Origin of the sequence: Lichenibacterium ramalinae (genome assembly GCF_004137085.1) — a bacterium.
GTDB lineage: Bacteria > Pseudomonadota > Alphaproteobacteria > Rhizobiales > Beijerinckiaceae > Lichenihabitans > Lichenihabitans ramalinae.
In genome coordinates, this window is sequence record NZ_QYBC01000052.1 from 1 (window position 1) to 3,852 (window position 3,852).

The window sequence follows — 3,852 nt, forward strand, 5'->3', positions numbered from 1 at the left end:
GGCCGGGGCGTCAGAATAGCAGGGGGTGGATGGGTTTCTCGTGGCGCCACCGGATGGGTTCCTGATGTCGTTTGACAACCGACCCGCACTTCGCCGCCAAGCTCGAAGACGTGGTGGGGCTCTACATAGCGCCCCCACGCCACACGATCGTGCTGTCGGTCGACGAAAAGTCTCAGATCCAGGCGCTCGACCGCACGCAGCCGGGGCTGCCGCTCAAGCCCGGCAAGTGTGCGACCCACACGCACGACTATGTCCGCAACGGCACCACCACGCTGTTCGCGGCACTGAAAACGCTGGAGGGCACCTGGGATTGGGATTGAGGTTGCCCCGTTTCGATGGCTCTTCCTCACTTTGCGTGGATCATGCGGCCAGAACCATTCGTCGCTGGAGCAGATCGAGGCCCGCTCGGCCGTAGCTCTGGCGCTTGATGAGTTTCAGCCGATTGATCTGGCCTTCGGCTTGCCCGCTGCTCCAGGGCTCGGTCAGGGCGGACCGGACCGCGGCGACGTCGCCGTCCAATCCCGAGGCGAAGGTCGCGATCGCCGGGGCGCTGCAGACCTTCGCCGTCGTGATCCAGGCGTCGAAATCCGCTGCGGCATTGCGGCCCGGAGTCGCCGTCCTACCCACGCCTGACGCGCGCACAAGCGCCGTGAAGCGGCGCGCCAGAGCGGCGACGGCGCTGGCCGTCGCGTCCTGCTCGACACGAGCCACCACGGCGGCCGCGATCGCGTCCAGGGCCGAGGTCGGCTGGACGAGCAGCCACGCGAGTTGCCGAGCGCTCGGCAGCGACGGCTCAGCGGCCGGCGTCTCCGGCACCGGCATGGTCTCGCCTCGAGCCTTGCGGCCTGACGGGGTCGGCTTCGTCCGCCGCTCGGCGACGAAGCGGTGCACCTGCCGGCTCGTGCCTGGGTAGCCGCGCTCCCGGATCTCGCGCCAGAGCGCCATGGCGTTCTCACAGCCTTCGCCGATCCGGCCCAGGAGATAGTCCACGTGCGGGTCGAGCAGGCTCGGGCCCGGGCCGTGGGGCAGCCGGGCCGGGAAGGTGTCGACGACAGCGTATTTGCGCACGGTGGCACGGGCCAAGCCCATGGCGTGGGCGATGCCGAGCAGCGTCTGCCCATCGGCGTGCCGACGCCGCACCTCGTCGTAGGCGGCCCTCCACCGCTCCCGGCTTTCTGCGCCTGCTTCGCGCTCCGATGCCGTACGTGGAAAGGCGCGATCTCGCCCGGAAGCAAGAGTTGTCGGTCCGGGGACAGGCGGCAGACAACGGAGCCCCACACGAACGCCATGCAGCCAACGTTCGACGGCCTGGCGCATGTTGGCGAGCAGGTGCCAACGGTCGTCGACCTGTACGGCCCGGGGAGCACCGAGGCTGGCGCCACGGGCGTACTCGGTCGAGCGGTCCCGGGCCACGACTTCGATGTCCGGTCGCTGCAAGAGCCAGCCGGCCAGCGTCGCAGCGGTGCGGTCCGGGAGGAGGTCGATGACGCGATGCCGATCCAGGTCCACCACGATGGTGCCGTAGCTGCAGCCCTTCCTCATCGCCCAGTCGTCGACGCCGACGTGCGTGGGTGCCGGCGCGTCCGGCATCGGCATGGCCCTGACCAGGCGCAGCACCGTGACCCGGCTCGCAGGCATGCGCAGGTGCGTCAGGAGCCTCGCCCCGGGAGCGCCGCCGCAGACGATGCCGACCCGCCCTTGCGTTTCGGCCAGCCGACGTGTCCGCCGGGCCCGCGGCGCGACGAGATCGGACGCCTGCTCGGCGAAGGTGCGCCGGGAGCAGCACGGGTTGGAGCAGTAAAAGCGTCGGACCTCGATGTTCAGCGTCGTTCGTGAGGTGGAGATTGGCAGATCGGCCGGGTGACGATGGTAGCGGCTGTGGACGGCTCGGCTCGTCTGGCCGCACGCGGGACACCGACCGACCTCGTCGTCCAGACGGACCTCGACCGTGAGATGGTGGGAGTGCTGCTCGACGCAGCTGCCGATGCGGCACTGGGGGATGGCAAAGGGGATGGGCATGCCTCCCACGTTGGGAAGCTCAGCCTGAGCCGGCACCGACCCGAGTCAATCGGCCGCCATCCACGCAAAGTGAGGAAGAGCCACGAAATCGGGGTAATCCCACCCACGCAAATTCTTGAGATCCTCATGGCCGAGGTCTTTCAGCCCAGCCGTCTCGAGGTGGAGGTGACGGAGTCGGCCCTGGTCGGCGATATCGCGGCGGCCAAGCAGACCTTGGCGGCGCTTCAGGCCGCGGGCATCAAGGTCGCGCTGGACGACTTCGGGACGGGCTACTCGAGCCTGTACCATCTCCGCGAGATGAAGTTCGACAAGCTCAAGATCGATCGATCCTTCGTTCAGTCGATGCAGGGCAATCCCGAGAGCCAAAAGATCGTCGAGGCCGTTCTCGGGCTCGCGAAAAGCCTCGATATGCCGGCCGTCGCCGAAGGCATCGAGGATGTCGAGACGATGCGGGCCCTCGCCCTGCGTGGTTGCACGTTCGGCCAAGGCTACCTTTTCAGTCGCGCGGTTCCAGTCGCCGATGTCGCCCGCCTGCTGGCGGACGAGCGTCCTACAGTGATCGACCTGCCAATGGTGAACCACGCCCAATTGAATGTTCAGTCCCGCTGTGTGATGGTACAACCGACCCGGCATGGAGGGACACGCTATGGGACAGGTTCTCCACGGCTGCGCCACGACGACTGAGGGTGTCCGTCGGGCAATCCAAGCTCGTCAAGAGAGCGTGAGGGCGGCTGCCAAGCGCTACAGTGTCAGCCCGACCACGGTGCAGAAATGGCGGTCGCGTCAGGCCAGCACGGATGCCCCGATGGGTCCCAAGGAGCCCCGTTCCACTGTCCTGAGTGCCGAGGATGAAGCCATGGTCGTGGCCTTCCGGCGCCACACCCTGCTGCCGCTCGACGACTGCCTGTATGCGCTCCAGCCCACCATCCCGCACCTGACCCGATCGAGCCTGCACCGCTGTCTGCAGCGTCACGGCATCAGCCGACTGCCCGACATCGACGGTGATCAGCCCAAGCGTTCGCGCTTCAAAGCCTATCCGATCGGCTACTTCCACGTCGATATCGCGCAAGTCAGCACCGAACACGGCAAGCTCCACCTGTTCGTAGCCGTCGACCGCACGAGCAAGTTCGCCTTCGATCAACTGCACGAGAAGGCGACGCAGCGAGTCGCGGCAGCCTTTCTGCACGACCTTGCTGCGGCCGTTCCTTACACGATCCACACGGTCCTGACCGACAACGGCATCCAGTTCACGGACACCCGACCGGTGAGCGAGGACGTCGAGGCCCAAGCGGCGGCTTATTGGGCCGAGCGGGACGAGCCACGGATCTACCGCTGGCACTCGTTCGACTGGGCCTGCCATCAGCTCAAAATCGAGCACCGACTGACCAAACCGCGCTGTCCGTGGACCAACGGCCAAGTCGAGCGCATGAACCGCATCATCAAGGACGCGACGGTCAGGCGCTATCATTACGCCAGCCACGACGAGCTCAGGCAGCACCTGCAGCTGTTCATCGATGCCTATAACTACGGTCGCCGGCTCAAGACGCTGCGCGGCCTCACGCCCTATGAGTTCATCGTTCAGGCCTGGACAAAACAGCCGCAGCGTTTCAGGCTGGATCCGTCACACCACATGCTGGCACCGAACACTCCGTGATCAGGACACCATGGAGTCACAACGGCAGTCTGCCCGCTACCTCAGCCGACTCTGCTCGAAAGGCAGCCGCTCTAGCTGTGAGCTTTCCATAGGTTGTCCATCCGATCCGAACCGAGGAAGCTGAGGTTGCGACGCTTCAGCCCCAAGGGAGGGACCGGATGAACATCCACAAGAATGCC

The 3,852-nt window shown here is 66.3% G+C and carries 3 protein-coding genes and 1 pseudogene; 3 read left to right on the forward strand and 1 reads right to left on the reverse strand.

Features of this window, described 5'->3' with window-relative positions:
* Positions 1-74: 74 nt before the first annotated feature.
* Positions 75-305 (forward strand): annotated as a pseudogene (locus D3272_RS26855) (IS630 family transposase); the annotation flags it as partial.
* A gap of 55 nt (positions 306-360) precedes the next feature.
* Here D3272_RS26855 and D3272_RS26860 read toward each other — a convergent pair.
* The gene (locus tag D3272_RS26860) at positions 361-2,019 is read right to left on the reverse strand and encodes an ISL3 family transposase (RefSeq protein WP_129222301.1); all 1,659 of its coding nucleotides are present in this window, start codon (positions 2,017-2,019) and stop codon (positions 361-363) included.
* Between D3272_RS26860 and D3272_RS26865 the strand changes: the two genes are divergently transcribed.
* Positions 1,954-2,703, forward strand: coding sequence for an EAL domain-containing protein (locus D3272_RS26865; protein WP_129222302.1), 750 nt, complete (start codon positions 1,954-1,956; stop codon positions 2,701-2,703). The two genes, D3272_RS26860 and D3272_RS26865, sit on opposite strands and share 66 nt — an antisense overlap.
* Positions 2,666-3,673: an IS481 family transposase gene (locus tag D3272_RS26870; protein WP_165361559.1), complete on the forward strand. Its 1,008-nt coding sequence runs from the start codon at positions 2,666-2,668 to the stop codon at positions 3,671-3,673. The genes D3272_RS26865 and D3272_RS26870 overlap by 38 nt, the downstream gene beginning before the upstream one ends.
* Positions 3,674-3,852: the final 179 nt, after the last annotated feature.